At 64.8% G+C, this 19,214-nt stretch carries 15 protein-coding genes; 8 read left to right on the forward strand and 7 right to left on the reverse strand.

Features of this window, described 5'->3' with window-relative positions; genetic code table 11:
- Positions 1-98 precede the first annotated feature (98 nt).
- From NKH30_RS26340 to NKH30_RS26365, 6 genes are all read left to right on the forward strand, one after another.
- Positions 99-1,370, forward strand: a complete 1,272-nt coding sequence (locus NKH30_RS26340; protein ID WP_352997488.1) for an extracellular solute-binding protein — start codon at positions 99-101, stop codon at positions 1,368-1,370.
- A gap of 203 nt (positions 1,371-1,573) precedes the next feature.
- Positions 1,574-2,434, forward strand: coding sequence for a carbohydrate ABC transporter permease (locus NKH30_RS26345; RefSeq protein ID WP_254817930.1), 861 nt, complete (start codon positions 1,574-1,576; stop codon positions 2,432-2,434).
- Positions 2,431-3,282, forward strand: coding sequence for a carbohydrate ABC transporter permease (locus NKH30_RS26350; RefSeq protein ID WP_023675945.1), 852 nt, complete (start codon positions 2,431-2,433; stop codon positions 3,280-3,282). The genes NKH30_RS26345 and NKH30_RS26350 overlap by 4 nt, the downstream gene beginning before the upstream one ends.
- A gap of 8 nt (positions 3,283-3,290) precedes the next feature.
- The gene (locus NKH30_RS26355; RefSeq protein WP_352997489.1) at positions 3,291-4,388 is read left to right on the forward strand and encodes an ABC transporter ATP-binding protein; all 1,098 of its coding nucleotides are present in this window, start codon (positions 3,291-3,293) and stop codon (positions 4,386-4,388) included.
- 56 nt (positions 4,389-4,444) lie between these two features.
- Positions 4,445-6,478 carry an aldo/keto reductase gene (locus NKH30_RS26360; protein WP_352770409.1) on the forward strand — a complete coding sequence of 678 codons (2,034 nt, stop codon included), beginning with the start codon at positions 4,445-4,447 and terminating at the stop codon, positions 6,476-6,478.
- A 139-nt stretch (positions 6,479-6,617) separates the two neighbouring features.
- Positions 6,618-8,399 carry an NAD(P)-binding domain-containing protein gene (locus tag NKH30_RS26365; RefSeq protein WP_352770412.1) on the forward strand — a complete coding sequence of 594 codons (1,782 nt, stop codon included), beginning with the start codon at positions 6,618-6,620 and terminating at the stop codon, positions 8,397-8,399.
- Positions 8,400-8,554: 155 nt separating this feature from the next.
- On the opposite strand, the gene NKH30_RS26370 is transcribed toward NKH30_RS26365, so the two are convergent.
- From NKH30_RS26370 to NKH30_RS26380, 3 genes are all read right to left on the reverse strand, one after another.
- Positions 8,555-9,784, reverse strand: a complete 1,230-nt coding sequence (locus NKH30_RS26370; protein ID WP_352770415.1) for an amidohydrolase/deacetylase family metallohydrolase — start codon at positions 9,782-9,784, stop codon at positions 8,555-8,557.
- A gap of 22 nt (positions 9,785-9,806) precedes the next feature.
- On the reverse strand, positions 9,807-10,172 hold the full coding sequence (locus NKH30_RS26375; protein WP_023675940.1) for a RidA family protein: 366 nt from the start codon (positions 10,170-10,172) through the stop codon (positions 9,807-9,809).
- Between the two features lie 187 nt (positions 10,173-10,359).
- Positions 10,360-10,788 carry an Lrp/AsnC family transcriptional regulator gene (locus tag NKH30_RS26380; RefSeq protein WP_352474012.1) on the reverse strand — a complete coding sequence of 143 codons (429 nt, stop codon included), beginning with the start codon at positions 10,786-10,788 and terminating at the stop codon, positions 10,360-10,362.
- Positions 10,789-10,911: 123 nt separating this feature from the next.
- Here NKH30_RS26380 and NKH30_RS26385 point away from each other — a divergent pair, with 123 nt between their 5' ends.
- A complete protein-coding gene (locus NKH30_RS26385; RefSeq protein ID WP_352770418.1) occupies positions 10,912-12,015 on the forward strand; it encodes a saccharopine dehydrogenase family protein in 1,104 nt (367 codons plus the stop codon).
- A gap of 168 nt (positions 12,016-12,183) precedes the next feature.
- On the opposite strand, the gene lpdA is transcribed toward NKH30_RS26385, so the two are convergent.
- The 4 genes from lpdA to NKH30_RS26405 form a co-directional block, all read right to left on the reverse strand.
- Positions 12,184-13,578, reverse strand: a complete 1,395-nt coding sequence (gene lpdA, locus NKH30_RS26390) for a dihydrolipoyl dehydrogenase (protein ID WP_352770421.1) — start codon at positions 13,576-13,578, stop codon at positions 12,184-12,186.
- A 263-nt stretch (positions 13,579-13,841) separates the two neighbouring features.
- The gene (locus NKH30_RS26395; RefSeq protein WP_352770425.1) at positions 13,842-15,233 is read right to left on the reverse strand and encodes a dihydrolipoamide acetyltransferase family protein; all 1,392 of its coding nucleotides are present in this window, start codon (positions 15,231-15,233) and stop codon (positions 13,842-13,844) included.
- A 10-nt stretch (positions 15,234-15,243) separates the two neighbouring features.
- Complete coding sequence (locus NKH30_RS26400; RefSeq protein WP_352770428.1) at positions 15,244-16,257, reverse strand: alpha-ketoacid dehydrogenase subunit beta; 1,014 nt, start codon at positions 16,255-16,257, stop codon at positions 15,244-15,246.
- A gap of 2 nt (positions 16,258-16,259) precedes the next feature.
- Entirely contained in the window at positions 16,260-17,492 is a 1,233-nt protein-coding gene (locus tag NKH30_RS26405) for a 3-methyl-2-oxobutanoate dehydrogenase (2-methylpropanoyl-transferring) subunit alpha (RefSeq protein ID WP_352566898.1), read from the reverse strand.
- A 430-nt stretch (positions 17,493-17,922) separates the two neighbouring features.
- Between NKH30_RS26405 and holA the strand changes: the two genes are divergently transcribed.
- Positions 17,923-18,969, forward strand: coding sequence for a DNA polymerase III subunit delta (gene holA / locus NKH30_RS26410; protein WP_352770432.1), 1,047 nt, complete (start codon positions 17,923-17,925; stop codon positions 18,967-18,969).
- Positions 18,970-19,214 lie beyond the last annotated feature (245 nt).

Raw genomic sequence — 19,214 nt, forward strand, 5'->3', positions numbered from 1 at the left:
CCGCTCATTTCTTATTCCCTTTGTCGCGGACAAGGCTTTCCCGAGGCCTAGTCTAGCCACGCTCGCAAACAGAGAGCAACTGAAATGGGAGGATTTCAATGCGCATAAAATTGACCTGCGCCGCGCTCGCGCTTGCCTTGGGCTCCAGCCCGGCCTTTGCGCAGTCCGGTGAAATCACGATCTGGAGCTGGAATATCGCCGCTTCGTCGCTGAAGGCCACCATAGCGGGCTTCAACAAGCAGTATCCCGACATCAAGGTGACGGTCGAGGACCTTGGCAACCAGCCGACCTACGACAAATCAATCGCCGGCTGTGCCGCCGGCGGCGAGGGGCTGCCTGACATCGTTACGATCGAGAACGGCGAAGCCGAAAACTACTGGAGCCAGTTCCCGGATTGCTTCGTCGACCTGCATACGCTCGGCTACACCGCGGAAGACCAGGCAAAATTCCCCGACTTCAAGCGTACCGAGCTCGAGGTTGACGACAAGGCCTATGCGATGCCCTGGGATTCCGGTCCAGTGGCGATGTTCTACCGCCGCGACTTCTACGAGAAGGCTGGCGTCGATCAGTCCTCGATCAAGACCTGGGACGACTTCATCGCCGCCGCCAAGAAAATCCAGGCCGCCAATCCCGGCGTCACGATGACCAACGCCGATTTCAACGGCGATTCCGAATTCTTCCGCATGATCTCCAACGAGCAGGGTTGCGCCTACTTCTCCGCCGACGGGCAATCGATCACGGTCAACCAGCCCAAATGCGTCGATGCCATGACCAAGATCAAGGAGATGAAGGACGCCGGCATCATTTCCTCTGCCGACTGGAGCACCAAGATCACCAACAACACCGCCGGCAAGGTCGCCACGCAGATGTATGGCGGCTGGTATGAAGGCACCGTGCGCACCGAATCGCCCGATGGGGCAGGCAAATGGGGCGTCTATCTGATGCCGAGCCTGACCGCCGACGGTCCGCGCGCCGCCAATCTCGGCGGCTCCTCGCTCGCCATCACCTCGGTGTCGAAGAACAAGGAAGCCGCCTACGCCTATCTGAAATACACGCTTGCGACGAATGAGGGCCAGATCACCATGCTGAAAGGCTTCGGCCTGGTGCCGTCGCTGATCTCGGCGCTCAACGACCCTTATGTCTCCGAGGGCCTGCCCTATTGGGGTGGCCAAGCCGTGTGGAAGGACATCCTCGGCACCTTGCCCAAGGTCGTCCCCAGCCGCGGCACGCCGTTCCAGAGCGACGCCGAAATCATCATCCGCGCGGTGCAGACCAAATATCTGGCCGGCGGCTATCCCGACGCCAAGGCAGCGCTCGACGATGCCGCAAGCCAGATCGCCGCGGCGACCGGCCTGCCCGTCAAGTCGTGATCTAGACGAGGCGGCTCCGAGCGCGCGGCTCCCCTTCTCCCCTTGTGGGAGAAGGGGAGCCGAAGGCGACGGATGAGGGGTGCTCCAGCTTGGCGCCGGCGGCACTCCGGCCATCACCCCTCAACCGTCTCGGCGCTACGCGCCGATCTACCTTCTCCCACAAGGGGAGAAGGCAAGAACTTGAAAGCAGAAAGGAGGAAACGATGCGCTACCAGAACGCCACGGCGTATCGCTTCCTCGCGCCGTATCTGCTGATTTTTTCGATCTTCTGGCTGTGGCCGATCATCGATTCCTTCCTGATCTCGTTCCAGGCGACGCGCACCGTGCCGTGGCGCTTCGCGCCGACCTTCAACTGGGGCCGGCTGATCGGCGATCCGGCCTTCTTCAATGCCTTGAAGAACACATTGCTGATCCTTGTCATCCAGGTGCCGGTGATGATTTCGCTGGCGATTGTGATGGCGGTGCTTTTGAATTCGCCACTGCTCAAGGCCCGTGGCCTGTTCCGCTTTGCCTTCTTCGCGCCGGTCGTGGTCGGCGAGGTCGCCTATTCGGCGGTTTTCCGGCTGATGTTCAATCTCGACTACGGCATCATCAACAAATTGCTGAACAGCATCGGCCTGCCCAGTGTCGACTGGTTTACCAACGTCACCCCGGCGATGGCGGTGATCATGATGGCGGTGACGTGGCGCTGGGCCGGCTACAACGCCATCATCCTGCTCGCCGGCCTGCAGTCGATTCCCGAGGATGTCTACGAGGCGGCGACCCTGGACCGGGTCAGCAAGGTCAAACAGTTCTTCTACATCACGTTGCCGCTGCTCAAGCCGATCATCGTGTTCTGCGCCGTGCTGTCGATCATCGGCACCATGCAGCTGTTCACCGAGCCCTTCCTGATCACCGAGCGCGGCGGGCCGGGCGGCGGCACCGAAACGCTCGGGCTGCTGCTTTACCGCCAGGGCTTCCGGTCGCTCAATTTCGGCTACGCTTCGGCCGTCGCCTACACCATGGCCGGGCTGGCGATCGCCATTTCGCTGGTGCAGATATGGCTGACGAGGGAACCGAAATGACCTCGCACTCAAGAGTCAGCCGCTCCCAGGCCAGATTGGGACGCAGCATCGCGCTGCATCTGTTCCTGACGCCGCTGGCACTGGTCTGGCTGTTTCCGCTATGGATGATGGTGGTTTTTTCGACGATGCCCGACAACGGCATCTTCAGCCCCGACATCGAGCTTTTGCCGCATGGCAATTTCCTCGACAATGTCAGCAATCTGCAGCGCGGCACCAATTTCATCGGCGCCATCGGCATCTCCGTCTCGGTGGCGGTGACCTATACCTTCCTGTCGGTGATGCTGACCTCGATGGCCGGCTGGGCGCTGGCGCGTTACAACTTCTTCGGCAAGGGCATGGTCGTCGCCATCATCTTCGGCACCATCACGCTGCCCTATGCGGTCGTGCTGATACCGCAATTCATCATGGTGGCGCGCGACTTCAAGCTCGCCAACACCTGGGTGGCGCTGATCGTGCCGCCGCTGTTCAATTCGCTGGGCGTGCTCTTCATGCGGCAGAGTTTTTCGATGATGCCGCACGAGCTGTTCGACGCCGCCAAGGTCGAGGGCGTCAAGGAATGGCGGATATTCCTGTTCGTCGCACTGCCTCTGGCGCGGCCGATGCTGGCGGCGCTCGCCATCATCCTCTTCCTTGCCTCCTGGAACAACTATCTCTGGCCGCTGCTGATCAATTCCAAGCCGGGCGCGATGACCGCGCCCGTGGCGCTCGGCACGCTGATCGGTCTCACCAAGGTGTCCTGGGGCGGCATCATGGCGGGCGCGGTGATGCTGACGGCGCCAATGCTCGTCGTGTTCGTGCTTCTGCAGCGCCATTTCGTTGCCGGCATCGCCGCCGGCGCCATCAAGTAAGGATCAGCATGGCGGCAGTCACACTCAAAAACGTCATCAAGCGCTTCGGCGTCTTCGAGATCGTCCACGGTGCCAATATCGACATCGATGACGGCGAATTCGTCGTCTTCGTCGGCCCTTCCGGCTGCGGCAAGTCCACGCTGCTTCGGATGATCGCCGGACTCGAGGACATCAGCGACGGCGAGATCGCCATTGGCGGCAAGGTGGTGAACGACGTCGAGGCGGCCGATCGCGGCATCGCCATGGTGTTCCAGTCCTACGCGCTCTATCCGCACATGACGGTCGAGCAGAATCTGAGCTTCGGCCTGAGAATGACCGGCAACCCCAAGGGAGATACCGAGCGGCGGGTGAAGCGGGCTTCCGAAATCCTGCGCATCGCCGAGCTGATGAAGCGGCGGCCGCGGCAATTGTCGGGCGGCCAGCGCCAGCGCGTCGCCATCGGCCGCGCCATCGTGCGTGAGCCGCAAGTGTTCCTGTTCGACGAACCGCTCAGCAATCTCGATGCCGAGCTCCGGGTGCAGATGCGCGTCGAGATATCGCGCCTTCATAAGGAGCTCGGCGTTACCATGGTCTATGTGACGCACGACCAGACCGAGGCAATGACGCTGGCCGACAGGATCGTCGTGCTCAACGCCGGCAATATCGAGCAGATCGGCGCGCCGCTCGATCTCTACGACGACCCCGCCAACCGCTTCGTTGCCGGCTTCGTCGGCTCTCCGAAAATGAACTTCCTGGCGGCAAAAATGGTCGGGGCCGACAACGGTGCGGCGGTCGTCGAACTGGTCAATCATAGCGGCGCGCGACTGCGCAAGCCGCTTTCGGATGCCTTGCCTGCAACAGGCGGCGATGTTGTGCTTGGCGTGCGGCCGGAGCATTTCTTCGACGCCGGCCAGGGCGATTGCGACCTTACCCTCAAGGCCGACGTCGCCGAGCACTTGGGATCGGTGAGCTATGTCTATGCCAATTCCGGTACCGGGGGCGGACGCGAGGAACTGATCATCGAGCGCGAGGCCTCGCGGCATCGCGCGAACGGCGACGACCTGGTGGTGTCGATCAAAGCCGACCGCTCGCTTCTCTTCGACGCCACCGGCGCACGCATTCGCTAACCCATCTTTCTTTTGTCCGATCGCGATTGCTCGCGGCCACCCCACGGAGATTTGACATGACGTCCAAACCAGAAAAAGTTCGCTGGGGCATTCTCGGGCCCGGCAACATCGCCAAGGCTTTTGCCGGGGGCGTCGCCCATTCGCGCACCGGCACATTGGTCGCCTTAGGGGCGCGCAATCCCCGCAAGGCGGGGCTCACCGAGGCTTTCCCCGGCGCCCGCATCCTGGACGGCTACGAGGCTTTGGTTGGCGATCCGGATGTCGACGCGATCTATATTTCGACGCCGCATCCGAGCCATGCCGAATGGGCGATCAAGGCGGCCGAGGCCGGAAAGCACGTGCTTTGCGAAAAGCCGCTTGGCCTGACCGCATTCGAAGCCGACGCCATGATCCATGCCGCGCGCAAGGCCGGCACCTTTCTCGGCGAAGCCTTCATGTACCGGCTGCATCCGCAGACGGCCAAGCTGGTCGAGCTGATCAGGGCCGGCGCGATCGGCGACATCAAGATGATCAAATCCAGCTTCGGCTTCGCCATGCCGGGCTTCATGCCGGAGCACCGGCTTTACGCCAAGGATCTCGCCGGCGGCGGCATTCTCGATGTCGGCGGCTATCCCGTCTCGATGGCGCGGCTGATTGCCGGCGCAGCAGTGGGAAAGCCCTTCGCCGAGCCGGACAAAGTCGTCGGCGCTGCGCATCTCGGCCAATCCGGCGTCGACGAATGGGCGTCGGCGCTGTTGCATTTTCCGGGCGGCATCGTCGCGGAAGTGTCCTGCAGCATCTCGCTCGCTCAGGACAATGTCTTGCGTATTGTCGGCAGCAAAGGCCGCATCGAGGTGGCGGATTTCTGGTATGCCAGCGGCCAGCAAGGCGGCACCGGCGAAATCCGCATCATCCGTCCGGGTGACACCGAGGTGGTCGAGGTCACGGAGGACGGCTGGCTGTACGCATTTGAGGTCGACGCCGCCGGCGAGGCCATTCTCGGCGGAATGCAGGAGTTCGCCTGGCCCGGCATGGGCTGGGCCGACAGTCTTGGCAATCTGCGCGTGCTCGACAAATGGCGGGCCGCGATCGGGCTCGAATACGACATCGAGAAACCAGCAAAGCGCGTCAACACGATCTCCGGACGGAAGCTGCGCTCCGGCGGAACCGCCATCCCCAAGCGCAGCATTCCGGGCCTGCCGCGGCCGGCCTCGTGCCTGGCGCTCGGCTTCGAGGATTTCCGCACCTTTTCGTCGGGCGCCATCCTGCTCGATGCCTATTTCGAGGCCGGCGGCAATCTGTTCGACACCGCCTTCGTCTACGGTTCCGGCTATACCGAGACGCTGCTCGGCCAGTGGCTGAAGAACCGCGGCGTGCGCGAGCAGTCGGTGGTCATCGGCAAGGGCGCGCACTCGCCGCTCTGCTATCCCGACGTCATCGGCAAGCAGCTCACCCAGTCGCTCGAACGGCTGCAGACCGACCATATCGACGTCTATTTCATGCACCGCGACAATCCGGATGTGCCGGTCGACGAATTCGTCGATGCGATGGACCGCGAGGTCAAGGCCGGCCGCATTCGCGGTCCGTTCGGCGGCTCGAACTGGACGATGGAACGCATGGATGAGGCGATTGCCTATGCCGAGCGCACCGGCAAGCAGAAGCCCGGTGCGCTTTCCAACAATTTCTCGCTGGCCGAAATGCTGGAGCCGATCTGGGCAGGCTGCGTCACCTCCTCCAGCGACGAATGGAAGGCCTGGCTTACCGCCCGGCAGATGCCGAATTTCGCCTGGTCGAGCCAGGGCCGCGGCTTCTTCACCGACCGCGCCGGCCGCGACCGGCGCGACAATGAGGAGCTGGTCCGGGTCTGGTATTCGGAGAGGAATTTCGGCCGTCGCGACCGCGCCATCGAGCTCGCCAGACGGCTGGGCAAAAGCCCGATCCACGTCGCGCTCGCCTATGTGCTGGCGCAGCCGTTTCCGTCCGTCCCGCTGATCGGGCCGCGCACGCTCGACGAATTGGAAGACAGCCTCCAGGCGCTCGACATTTCACTTTCGCCGGACGATCTTGCATGGCTGGATAGCGGTTCGGATCAGGCCCGCGCGCGGGCCTGACGGCAGCGGCAGTCGCTTCGGCCTACGCTGCGCCCTTAGCTTCCGGACTGTTTGCGCTGCCCTCACCCTCTCCCGCAAAGATCCGGGAAAGGGTAAGAATGAGGGCAGCGCAAAGGCCACTGGAAGTTAGGAAAGACAGATGCTCGACATCGCACCGACGAAACAGGCGGCCACCTGGCTCGATTCCTTTGCCCGGGCGCTCGAGGCCGGCGACGTCGAGGCGGCAACCAATTTGTTCGTCGAGGACTGCTACTGGCGCGATCTCTTGACCTTCACCTGGAACGTCAGGACGATGGAGGGCCGCGCCGCGATCCGCGACATGCTGGCGGCGACGCTGGCAACGACAAAACCTGCCCGGTGGCAGCTCAGCGGCGAAGCGACTTCGGACGAGGGCACGATCGAAGCCTGGTTTTCTTTCGAGACGTCATCGGCGTGGGGCCATGGCATCATGCGTCTCAGGGACGGCAAGTGCCGGACACTGTTTACCGCGATGAGCGATCTCAAGGGGTTTGAGGAGCGCAAGGGCCCGGCGCGGCCTCTGGGTGTCCGCCACAAGGCCGATCCGGAGCGCGAGACCTGGCTGGAGGCGAGGGCGCGCGAGACACGTGAACTCGGCGCCGGCCAGCAGCCTTATTGCCTGGTCATCGGCGGCGGCCAGGGCGGCATCATGCTCGGGGCGCGGCTCAGGCAATTGGCCGTGCCGGCCATAGTCATCGAGAAGAACGCTCAGGCCGGCGATTCCTGGCGCTATCGCTACCGCTCGCTCGTGCTGCACGACCCGGTCTGGTACGACCATCTGCCCTACATACCGTTTCCCGAGAACTGGCCCGTGTTCACGCCCAAGGACAAGATGGGCGACTGGCTGGAGATGTACACGCGCGTCATGGAGCTCAACTACTGGACCTCCACGACATGCGTGAGCGCGTCCTATGACGACACCGAAAAGGTCTGGACGGTCGAGCTCGATCGCGCCGGCGAGCGCATCACGCTAAAGCCGAAGCATATCGTCTTTGCGACCGGCGCCTATGGCCCGCCCAGGCGCATCGACCTGCCGGGTGCCGATGTCTTCAACGGCGGAATCCTGCATTCCAGCCAGTATTCCAGCGGCGAGAAATTCCGCGGCAAGAAGGTCGCCGTCATCGGTGCGGCAAGTTCCGGCCATGACGTCAGCGTCGACCTCTGGGAGAGCGGCGCCGAGGTGACGATGGTCCAGCGCTCGCCGACGACGGTGGTCAAGTCGGACACGCTGATGGAGATCGGTTTCGAGATCTTTTCGGAAAAGGCGCTGGCCCGCGGCATCACCACCGAGAAGGCCGACATGATCGTCGCCTCGACGCCGTTCGCGCTGCTGCCGCAAGGCCAGCGGGCGCTTTACGACATCATCAAGGCGCGCGACGCGGCCTTCTACGACCGCTTGCGCGGCGCCGGCTTCGCCATCGATTTCGGCGACGACGAGACCGGGCTCCTGATGAAGGCCTACCGCACCGGCTCGGGCTTCTACATCGATGTCGGCGCTTGCGACCTGATCATCGATGGCGAGATCGGCATCCGCAGCGGCGTCGGGATCAAGTCGCTGACGCCGACAGGCATCCTCTTCGACGACGGCACCGAACTGGCGGCCGACGCAATCATCGCCTGCACCGGCTATCTCTCGATGAACGAAACCGTGGCGGCGATCGTCTCGCGCGAAGTCGCCGACAAGGTCGGCCCGTGCTGGGGGATTGGCTCGGGCGTGAAAGGCGACCCGGGTCCGTGGCAAGGCGAATTGCGCAACATGTGGAAGCCGACGGCACAGGAAGCGCTGTGGTTCCACGGCGGCAATCTGGCGCTGTCGCGCTTCTATTCGAAGTACGTCGCGCTGCAGATCAAGGCGAGGATGGAAGGCATTGCGACGCCGGTTTATGGAGCGGCGGGGCGGTGAAGCTGTGATCTCCCCCCTTGAGGAGGAGATGGCCGGCAGGCCAGAGGGGGTCGCCGCGCGTCGAGCGCCAGCCTCCATCCGTTGCAGGAAGACGAGCCCGGTCGAACCGACCCCCTCTGTCGCCTTCGGCGACATCTCCCCCTCAAGGGGGGAGATCACCCACGCCCGAAATGCCGGCTCGCCACCTCGACATGCGTGTCGTGCGCATGCGCTTCGAAACGCTCGGTTTCGCCGAGATCGTCCACCGCCTCGTTCGGCCACCAGCTGCCGCCGACCACGATTCCGTCCGAGACCAGCCTTTGCTCGGCGACCAGCGAGGCGCCGACCGAATCGACAAAGGTGAAGCGGCCCGGACGCAGCCGCAGCACCGCGATGTCGCCGACCGCACCCACCGCCAGCCTGCCGAGATCGGGCCTGGCGATCGCTTCGGCCGGCCGCTGTGTCGCGGCGCGCAGCACCTCGACCAGCGGCATGCCGAGCGCCAGCAGCTTCGACATGCACACCAGAATGTCGAAGGCCGGCCCGTCGACGCAGTAGAGATGCACGTCGCTGCTGATCACGTCCGGCGCCAGCCCCTCGCCGAGCATCGCCTTGGCCACTTCGAAATCGAACGAGCCCATGCCGTGGCCGATATCGAAGATGACGCCGCGCTCGCGCGCCAGCCGCATATCTGGCCGCACCGCCCCCGAGGCGAAGACCGGCGCGTTGGGAAACGGCCGGAAGCAGTGGGTGAGAATGTCGCCCTTGCGCAGCCGCGGCAGCACTTCCGAGCGGCCCGGCGGCGGCTCGTCTATGTGCGCCATCAGCGGCAGGCCGGCTTTGTCGGCGGCTTCGAGCGCGAGATCGACCGGCGCGATGCCGCTGGCGCCGCCGGCATGGCGACCCGAGCGGACCTTGATGCCGACAACCACGTCCGCGTGCTCGCGAGCCGCCGCTACCGTCTCGCGCGGTTCGCAGAGCCGGAGGTCGCTGCACTCGCCGACCGCCACGGTCTGCGAGAAGCCGAATATGCCGGCAAAGGAAATGTTGACATAGGCCAGGATGCGGACTTTCGAGCGCTCGATCACGTGGCGGCGAAAGCCGAGGAAATTGCCGGCGCCGGCGCTTCCGGCATCGATGAAGGTGGTGGTGCCGCTCTTTGCGGCGAGCCGGTCGGCATCGACGCCGAGCGACGTGCCGCCCCAATAGACATGGCTGTGCAGGTCGATCAGGCCCGGCGCGACGATCGAGCCCGTGGCATCGATGACGCGGGCGGCACGTTCGAATGGGATTTCGGTGTCGATCGCGGCGATACGGCCGTCGGCAATCGCCAGATCGCGCTGCGCGTCGAGGCCGGAGGCCGGATCGATGAGGCGGCCGCCTTTTATCAGGAGATCGAATTGCATCGCGCCTGTCTCCATTTTCCCGTCAGGCCGGCCTGTAGGCAACGGCCTCGACCTCGATCTTGATGTCGATCATCAGCCGCGACTCCACTGTCGTGCGCGCCGGCGGGTCTTTCGGGAAATGCCTGGCATAGACGGTGTTGAAAATGCCGAAATCGCGGGCGTCTTCGAGCCAGACCGTCGTCTTGACTACGTCGTCCAGGGTACAGCCGGCCAGCGCCAGTGCCGCCTTGACGTTCGACAGCACCTGCTCGGTCTGTTCGGCGATGCCGCCCTTGACCACCAGCCCGTCTGTGCCGACCGGCACCTGGCCTGAGACATAGACGAAATCGCCGGCCCTGACTGCCGGCGACAACGGCACATGGGATTTTCCAAAACACTGCTTGGGCAAGGAGGTCTCCTCTGGAAATCGTTGCGTGACCGCGCGACTTGTCAGCTTGGCGCGAGAGGACGCGGCCCCTCTGCGAGTCTCATCCAACATCTTCGAAGCCTATATCGCTTTGCCGCGAGAGCGCCAGAACGATCACTGCGCTCGGTGATCCTTCGCGCCAGCGTCTGGACCCGCGACACCAGCCCGCTCAGCGGTCGATCCGCGTCGACAGGATGATCGACGACGACGTGCGCTCGACTCCGTCCATGGCGCCGATCTGGTCGAGAAGCGTGTCGAGATCCCTGATCGACGGCGCCTCGACGATGACGATCATGTCGAAATTGCCGCTGACCGAGTGCAGCGTGCGAACCGGTGCCAGCGCCTGCAGGCTGCGCACCACCTTGTCGGCAAGCTTGGGGGTGACGGTGAGCAGGACATGCGCCCTGACCAGCCCCTGCTCGTAATCCGGCGACAGCCTGACCCCGTAGCCGGCGATGATGCCGCGCTGTTCCAGCCGCTCGATCCGGCTTTGCACCGTCGTTCGTGAGACGCCGAGCCGCCGCGCCAGTTCGGCGGTCGAGGCGCGCGCATTGGTGCGCAGCAGAGAAAGCAGAGCTTGGTCGGCATCGCTGAGCATTTCGACGAACCTTACCGGCACATTGCCCAAAGAGAGGCTGCGTTTCGTACAATCTCACGCTTCCTTTCGACAGGCAAGCTGCGATTCTAACCGTGAATTTAGCATTGGTGCGAGGGACCGGTCATGAAGGAAATCATCGTCGTCGGCGCCGGCAAGATCGGCTCGACCATTGCCGAGATGCTGGCTTCCACGGGCGACTACCAGGTCACGCTCGTCGACCGCTCGGCGGCGCAGTTCGGCGCGGCCGAACTGCCTGAAACGGTCGAGACGCTGGAACTCGACATCGAGGCCGCCGGCACCCTCGAAGCGGCCCTGGCCGGCAAATTCGCGGTGCTCAGCGCCGCGCCCTTCCATCTGACCACGCGCATCGCCGAGGCGGCGGCCAGCGCCGGCGTGCACTATCTCGATCTGACCGAGGACGTCGTCAGCACCAGGCGGGTCAAGGAACTGGCGCGCTCCGGCAACAGCGCCTTCATCCCGCAATGCGGTCTGGCGCCCGGCTTCATCTCGATCGTTGCCAACGATCTCGCCGGCCGCTTCGACACGCTGGAAAGCGTGCGCATGCGGGTCGGCGCGCTGCCGCAGTACCCGTCGAATGCGCTGAACTACAATCTGACCTGGAGCACCGACGGCGTCATCAACGAATATTGCGAGCCTTGCGAGGCGATCGTCGAAGGCGAGCTGATCGAAGTGCCGCCGCTGGAGGAGCGTGAAGAATTCTCGCTCGACGGCGTCACCTACGAGGCGTTCAACACCTCGGGCGGGCTGGGCACGCTGGCCGAAACGCTGAAGGGCAAGGTGCGCACGCTGAACTATCGCACCATCCGCTATCCCGGCCATGCCGCGATCATGAAGGCGCTGCTCAACGACCTCGGCCTGCGCCACCGCCGCGACATGCTGAAGGACATTTTCGAAAGCGCCCTGCCGGCAACGCTGCAGGACGTGGTTATCGTCTTCGTCACCGTCAGCGGCCGCAAGAACGGCCGTCTGCTGCAGGAGACCTACGCCAACAAGATCTACGCCAGGCGCGACGGCGAAACGGTGCGCAGCGCCATCCAGATCACCACCGCATCGGCCATCTGCGCGGTGCTCGACATGCTCGCCGACGGCAGCTTGCCGGCCAGGGGCTTCATCAAGCAGGAGGACATCGCGCTCGACGCGTTCCTGGCCAACCGCTTCGGCCGCGCCTATGCGCAGCACGAGATGGTTAGCCGGCTTGCGGGGTGAGCTGCGTAATCTCCCCCCTCGAGGGGGAGATGTCGCCGAAGGCGACAGAGGGGGTCGCCTCGCGTAGAGCGTCAACCTCCATCTGTCGCAAGGGAGGTCGCATCCAGTCGAACCGACCCCCTCTGGCCTGCCGGCCATCTCCCCCTCAAGGGGGGAGAGCGCGAGCCCTCAGATATGCAGTGCGTGCCCCAGCGCCTTCAGCGCCGCTTCCGGAAAACCCTCGCCCTGTGTCGGATGGGCATGGATCGTCCCGGCGATATCCTCCAGCGTCGCACCCATCTCCAGCGCCAGCCCAAACGCAGTGGACAGCTCCGACACGCCCTGGCCGACGGCCTGGATGCCAAGCACCAGATGGCTGTCCGCCCGCGCCACTACCCGGACGAATCCGTCCTCGCCCAACTTCGTCATCGCCCGGCCATTGGCGGTGAAGGGAAACAGGCCGACCTTGATCTCGCCACGCGTCTTGGCCTCCTCCGGCGACAGGCCCGCGGTGACCAGCTCCGGGTCGGTGAAGCAGACAGCCGGGATCGCTCGTCTGTCCCAGCTGCGTTTGTGGCCGGCGACGATCTCGGCGACCATTTCGCCTTGCGCCATCGCCCGGTGCGCCAGCATCGGCTCGCCGGTGACGTCGCCAATGGCAAGGATACCACGCATCGAGCTGCGGCACTGGTCGTCGATGCGGATGAAGGGTCCGGCCATGTCGAGGTCGATCTGCTCCAACCCCCAGCCTTCGGTCACCGGCTTGCGACCGACCGTGACCAGCACCTTGTCGGCGGCAATCTTGCCGTTCTTGCCGCCATTCGTCTCGACCAGCAGCGCGTCGCGCTTAGTGGACAGCCCCTTGATCTTGGCGTTCACGAGCACCTCGATGCCGAGTTCGGCCAGTCGCTTCACCACCGGCCGGGTCAGTTCCGCATCATATTGCGCCAGCACGCGCGGCAACGCCTCGACCACGGTCACCTTGGCGCCCAGCTTGGCAAAGGCGATGCCGAGTTCCAGCCCGATATAGCCGCCGCCGACCACCGCCAGCCTCTCCGGAACTTCGCTCAGCGCCAGCGCCTCGGTCGACGAAATGACCGGACCGCCGAACGGCAGCGATGGCAGCTCGACCGGCGCCGAGCCGGTCGCTATCACCACCGTTTCGGCGCGGATCACCTGCATGCCGATCTCGGTCTCGACGGCAACGGTCTTGCCGTCGCGAAATGTCGCCCAGCCATGCACCGTCTTCACGCCAGCTTTCTTCAGCAGGCCGGCGACGCCGTTGTTCAGCCGGCTAACGATGCCGTCTTTCCAGGCAATGGTCGCCGCGAGATCAAGCGACGGTGCCGCGACCGTTATGCCGAGTGGGCTTTTGCCGCCGGCCATGTGCGAGAGCTTTTCGAACTCTTCGGCTGCATGAATCAGCGCCTTTGACGGGATGCAGCCGACATTGAGGCAAGTGCCGCCCGGTCTGCCTGCCTCGACGATCACCGTGTCGATGCCAAGCTGCCCGGCGCGGATGGCACAGACATAGCCGCCCGGACCGGCGCCGATGACCAGCAGCTTGCAGGAGATTTCCTTCATGTCAGCTGCGTCCTTTCGGGGATAAATGCCCCACCATCCGGCCGCTGCGCGCCTTTCCTTCTCCCCCTGTGGGAGAAGGTGGATCGGCGCGTAGCGCCGAGACGGATGAGGGGTGTTGGACGGAGTGCGGTAGGTGCCAAGCTGGAGCACCCCTCATCCGTCGCCTTCGGCGACACCTTCTCCCACAAGGGGAGAAGGGGGAGCCAGCGTCCCGGCGCCCCATGCTGCCGGGCGAGGGGGCCTTTGCGACCGTTCTCATCTCCTCAGTCCACAAAAATCAGCGCCGGCGTCTCCAGCAGCGTCTTGATCCGCTGGATAAACACCGCCGCGTCCCAGCCGTCGACGACGCGGTGGTCGAAGCTGGAGGACAGGTTCATCATCTTGCGCGGGATGAACTGGCTGCCGTCCCATACCGGCCGCACCATCATCTTGTTGACGCCGACGATCGCCACTTCCGGATGATTGATCACCGGCGTCGTCGCCACGCCGCCCATGGCGCCCAGCGAAGTGATGGTGATGGTCGAGCCCGAGAGCTCGTCGCGCGTCGCCGTGCCGGATTTTGCCGCCTCGGCCAGCCTGACAACCTCGGCTGCACAGTCCCAGATGTCGCGCGCCTCGGCGTGCTTGACCACCGGCACCATCAGCCCGGAAGCTGTCTGCGCGGCGATGCCGATATGGACGCCGCCATGCTGGTGGACGATGCCGGCTTCGTCGTCGAACAGTGCGTTGACATTGGGCTGGTCGGCGATTGCCTTGACCATCGCCCGCATCAAGAACGGCAGCAGCGTCAGCTTCGGCCTGTCTGCGCCCGGCCGCTTCTCCTTGTTGAGCGCGGCGCGCAAATCCTCGAGCGCGGTGACGTCGATCTCCTCGACATAGGTGATATGCGGGATGCGCGACTTGGCCAGCGTCATCTTCTCGGCGATCCTTCGCCTGAGCCCGATTATCTTGATGTCCTCGACCGCCTCGTTGCGGGCGAGGCCAGGAGCCTTCGCGAGCTGCGGTCCGCGTGCCAGGAAGGCGTCGATATCCTCGTGCCGGATGCGGCCGGCTGGGCCGGTTCCCGGGACCTGCCGAAGGTCGATGCCGGCCTCTTTCGCCCTGAGGCGGACGGCCGGCGAGGCCAGTGGCTTTTCTCCCTCCGGACGCGGCGCACCGACCGGCGCTATACCCCCGAAAGCCGGCGCAGTACCCCCACCCCTAACCCCTCCCCACAAGGGGGAGGGGGACTCCGTATCCGCCGTTCGTGCGCCCTCGGTTCTTGGCACATACCCGACCAAGGGCGAGCTGGACCTGGCTTCGGCTTTGGCGGCCGAAGCTCGTCCCCCTCCCCCTTGTGGGGAGGGGCTAGGGGTGGGGGTAGGTGCCGCCTCACCCTCCGCCGATTTCGCGCCTGCGTTCACATTTCCCTCGCCGGCCACCTTCAACCTGACAATCGGCGAGCCGATCGCCACCGTGTCGCCGATCTCGGCGCCCAACCAGACGATCTCGCCATCGACGGGCGACGGAATTTCGACCGTCGCCTTGTCGGTCATGACAGCGGCAAGCACGGCGTCCTCGCGCACGAGGTCGCCGACCTTGACCTGCCATTCGACGAGCTCGGCCTCGGCAACGCCTTCGCCGACATCGGGCAGCTTGATGACATATTCGCCCATCGTTCCCTCTTCAGGCTTCCATCGTTTCGACCAGCGCGCGGCCTAGCCGGGCGGGACCGGGAAAATAGTCCCACTCCTGCGCATGCGGATAGGGCGTGTCCCAGCCGGTGACCCGCGCCACCGGCGCTTCCAGATGGTAGAAGCAGTTCTCCTGGACCAGCGCCGAAAGTTCGGCACCGAACCCCGATGTCAGCGTCGCCTCGTGCACCACCACGCAGCGCCCGGTCTTGTTGACCGAGGCGACGATCGTCTCGAGGTCGAGCGGCAGCAGTGTCCTCAGATCGATGATCTCGGCATCGATGCCGGTCTCCTCGGCCGCCGCCCGGGCGACATAGACCATCGTGCCGTAGGCAAGCACGGTGACCGCCGCACCCGGCCGTCGGATCACCGCCTTGCCGAGCGGCACCGTGTAATGGCCGTCGGCAACCTCGCCGAGCTCATGTTTCGACCATGGCGTTACCGGCCGCTCGTGATGACCGTCGAAAGGCCCGTTATAAAGCCGCTTCGGTTCCAGGAAGATCACCGGGTCCGGATCCTCGATCGCCGCGATCAGCAGGCCCTTGGCGTCATGCGGGTTCGAGGGCACCACGACTTTCAGGCCGGAGACGTGGGTGAACAGCGCCTCCGGGCTCTGGCTGTGGGTCTGGCCGCCGAAAATGCCGCCGCCGGTCGGCATTCTCACGACGATCGGGCAGGTGAAATCGCCGTTCGACCGGTAGCGCAGCCGCGCCGCTTCCGAGACGATCTGGTCATAGGCCGGATAAACATAGTCGGCAAACTGCACTTCGACGCAAGGCTTCAGCCCGTAGGCGGCCATGCCGATGGCCGCGCCGACAATGCCGGATTCGCTGATCGGCGCATCGAAGCAGCGGCTCTTGCCGTATTTCGCCTGCAGGCCTTGCGTGCAGCGGAAGACGCCGCCGAAGAAGCCGACATCCTCGCCGAACACGATGACTTGGCTGTCGCGTGCCATCGACACGTCCATGGCGTCGCGGATCGCCTCGATCATGGTCCGCCGCGGCATGGTCAGACCCCTGCCTGTTGGCGCTGGCGTCTGAGATGCGGCGGCATCTCGGCATAGACGCCCTCGAACATGTCGCGCGCCGAGGGCTTGCCGCCGGCATGCAGCGTGCCATGGCGCTCGGCCTCCCGCTGCGCCGAAATCACCGTGTCGAGGATTTCCGCCTCGGCCTGGGCGTGGCGTTCGTCCGACCAGACGCCGCGCTGGATGAGATGGTTCTTCAGCCTGACGATCGGGTCGCCGAGCGGCCAGGCATCGGACTCGGCCTTCGGCCGGTAGGCCGACGGGTCGTCGGAGCTCGAATGGGCGCCGACGCGGTAAGTGACGTATTCGACCAGCGTCGGCCCGAGATTGCTGCGCGCCCGTTCCGCCGCCCATTTGGCCACCGCATGGACGGCGAGATAGTCGTTGCCGTCGACGCGCAGTGACGGAATGCCGAAGCCGAGCCCACGGGCGGCAAAAGTACCGGAGCCGCCGCGGGCGATGCCCTGGAAGGTCGAGATCGCCCACTGGTTGTTGACGACGTTGAGCACGACCGGCGCCTTGTAGGTCGAGGCGAACACCAGCGCCGAATGGAAGTCGGACTCGGCGGTCGAACCGTCGCCGATCCACGCGGCGGCGATCTTTGAATCGTTGCTGATTGCCGAGGCCATCGCCCAGCCGACCGCCTGGATGTACTGCGTCGCCAGATTGCCGGAGATCGAGAAGAAGCCGTGCTCCTTCGATGAATACATGATCGGCAATTGCCGCCCTTTCAGCGGATCGGCCTCGTTCGAATAGATCTGGTTCATCATCGTGACCATCGGGTAGCCGTCGGCGATGAGCAGGCCGGCCTGCCGATAGGTCGGAAAATTCATGTCGCCGCGCGACAGCGCCTTGCGGAAGGCGCAGCTCACTGCCTCTTCGCCGAGGTGCTGCATGTAGAAAGAGGTCTTGCCCTGGCGCTGCGCCATCTGCATGCGCGCATCGAAGCTGCGCAGCGTCATCATATGGCGCAGCCCCTCCAGCAACTCCTCGTCCGAAAGCAGCCCTGCCCACGGCCCGACCGCCTCGCCGGCGCGGTTGAGCACGCGAATGATCGAGAAGGCCAGATCGCGGATGTCGCGCGGGTCGACGTCGATCTTCGGGCGCGGCACCGAGCCAGCTTTTGGAATGCTCACATTAGAGAAATCCGGCGTCCCGCCCGGCCGCACTTCCGGTTCCGGAACATGGAAGCGCAGCATTCCGGCATCGGCCATGATCTCGGTCCTCCACTGTTGCCCGGCCAGGATACTTGCACACCGCCAGACCAGTGCCAATTCGTCGGGCGAGGCTTCGCTGCCGCTGGCTGCTGCCCGCGGCCGACAGGATGGAGATATGTCGGCGAAATTTCTTGTCGATCTTCCGCGCCGGCGCGCAATTTGGGAGATGATTGCGCCGGGTTTCCCGCCAGATAAGGCAATGCGTCGGGTTGGGCGGCACGAGCACCTCCTTCTCCCCTTGTGGGAGAAGGTGGCCGAGCGAAGCTCGGTCGGATGAGGGGTGTTCCAGCTTGGCACCAACAGCGCTCCGGCCAGCACCCCTCAACCGTCTTGGCGCTGCGCGCCAATCCACCTTCTCCCACAAGGGGGAGAAGGAAAGGAGGGCGGCGCCGTTCACCCCGCGCCCGCGTCATGCTAATCAGCGCCCATGGCACAAAAGAAAGCATACGAGGTCGATGCATGGCTCGCGAAGCCGGATCCGCGCGTCTCGATCGTGCTGCTTTACGGTCCCGATCGCGGGCTGGTTGCCGAGCGGGCAAAGGCCTTTGCCGGCAAGACCGGCCTGCCGCTTGACGATCCGTTCTCGGTCGTCAGGCTGGACGGTTCGGAGGTCGATCGCGACGAGGGCCGCCTGCTCGACGAGGCCCGCACCGTGCCGATGTTTTCGGAGCGGCGCCTGCTATGGGTGCGCAACGCCGGCGCTCAGAAGGCGCTTGCCGATGACGTCAAGGCGCTGACGTCGGAGCCCGCGCGGGACGCCATCATCCTCATCGAGGCCGGCGACCTGAAGAAGGGCGTCGGCCTGCGCGCCGTGGTGGAGGCGGCGGACAATGCCATGGCTCTGCCTTGCTACGCCGATGAGGCCAGAGATATCGATACGATCATCGACGACGAACTGCGCAAGGCCGGCATGTCGATGACGCTGGAGGCGCGGCAGGCGCTGCGCCGCAATCTCGGCGGCGACCGGCTGGCCTCGCGCGGCGAGATCGAAAAGCTGGTGCTTTACGCGCATGGCCAGGCCGAAATCGGCCTCGACGACGTCAAGGCGACGTCTGGCGATGTCTCGGGCCTCTCCTTCGACGCAGCGGTCGACGCCCTGCTCGAAGGCAGGATCGCCGACTTCGACACCGCCTTCACCCGCCATTGCCAGTCCGGCGGCCAGCCCTTTCTGGTACTTTCATCGGCGATGCGGCAGTTGCAGGCGATTCAGGCGATGCGCGGCCTGATGGACGCCGGCGGCCGCAATGCCGCTTCGGTCGTTGCCGCGGCGCGCCCGCCGGTGTTTTTCTCCCGGCGCAAGCTGGTCGAGAAAGCCCTCGAACGCTGGAGCAGCGAGGCGCTCGGCCGCGCCCTCAACCGCCTGCAGACGGCGGTGCTGCAGACACGCCGGCGGCCGGATCTGTCGATCGCGCTGGCACGCCAGGCCCTGCTCGGCATCGCCGTGGAGAGCGCCAGGCTGGCGCAGCGCACCTGATCTCCCCCCTTGAGGGGGAGATGTCGCCAAAGGCGACAGAGGGGGTCACAGCGCGTAGAACACCAGCCCCTTCCGCGACGACAGAGGAGGTGGCGCTTGAAATTTGACGACCCCTTCTGGCCTGCCGGCCATCTCCCCCTCAAGGGCAGGGGAATCGCATATGGCGATTTTGGGGTTGAGTTTAGGCTGAGAAAGGATTCTTTGGAGAGGCAGTTGAGCGAAGGAGCGACTGCCATTTCCTGCCT

The sequence above is a fragment of the Mesorhizobium sp. M1273 genome, assembly GCF_040318195.1.
Classification (GTDB): domain Bacteria; phylum Pseudomonadota; class Alphaproteobacteria; order Rhizobiales; family Rhizobiaceae; genus Mesorhizobium.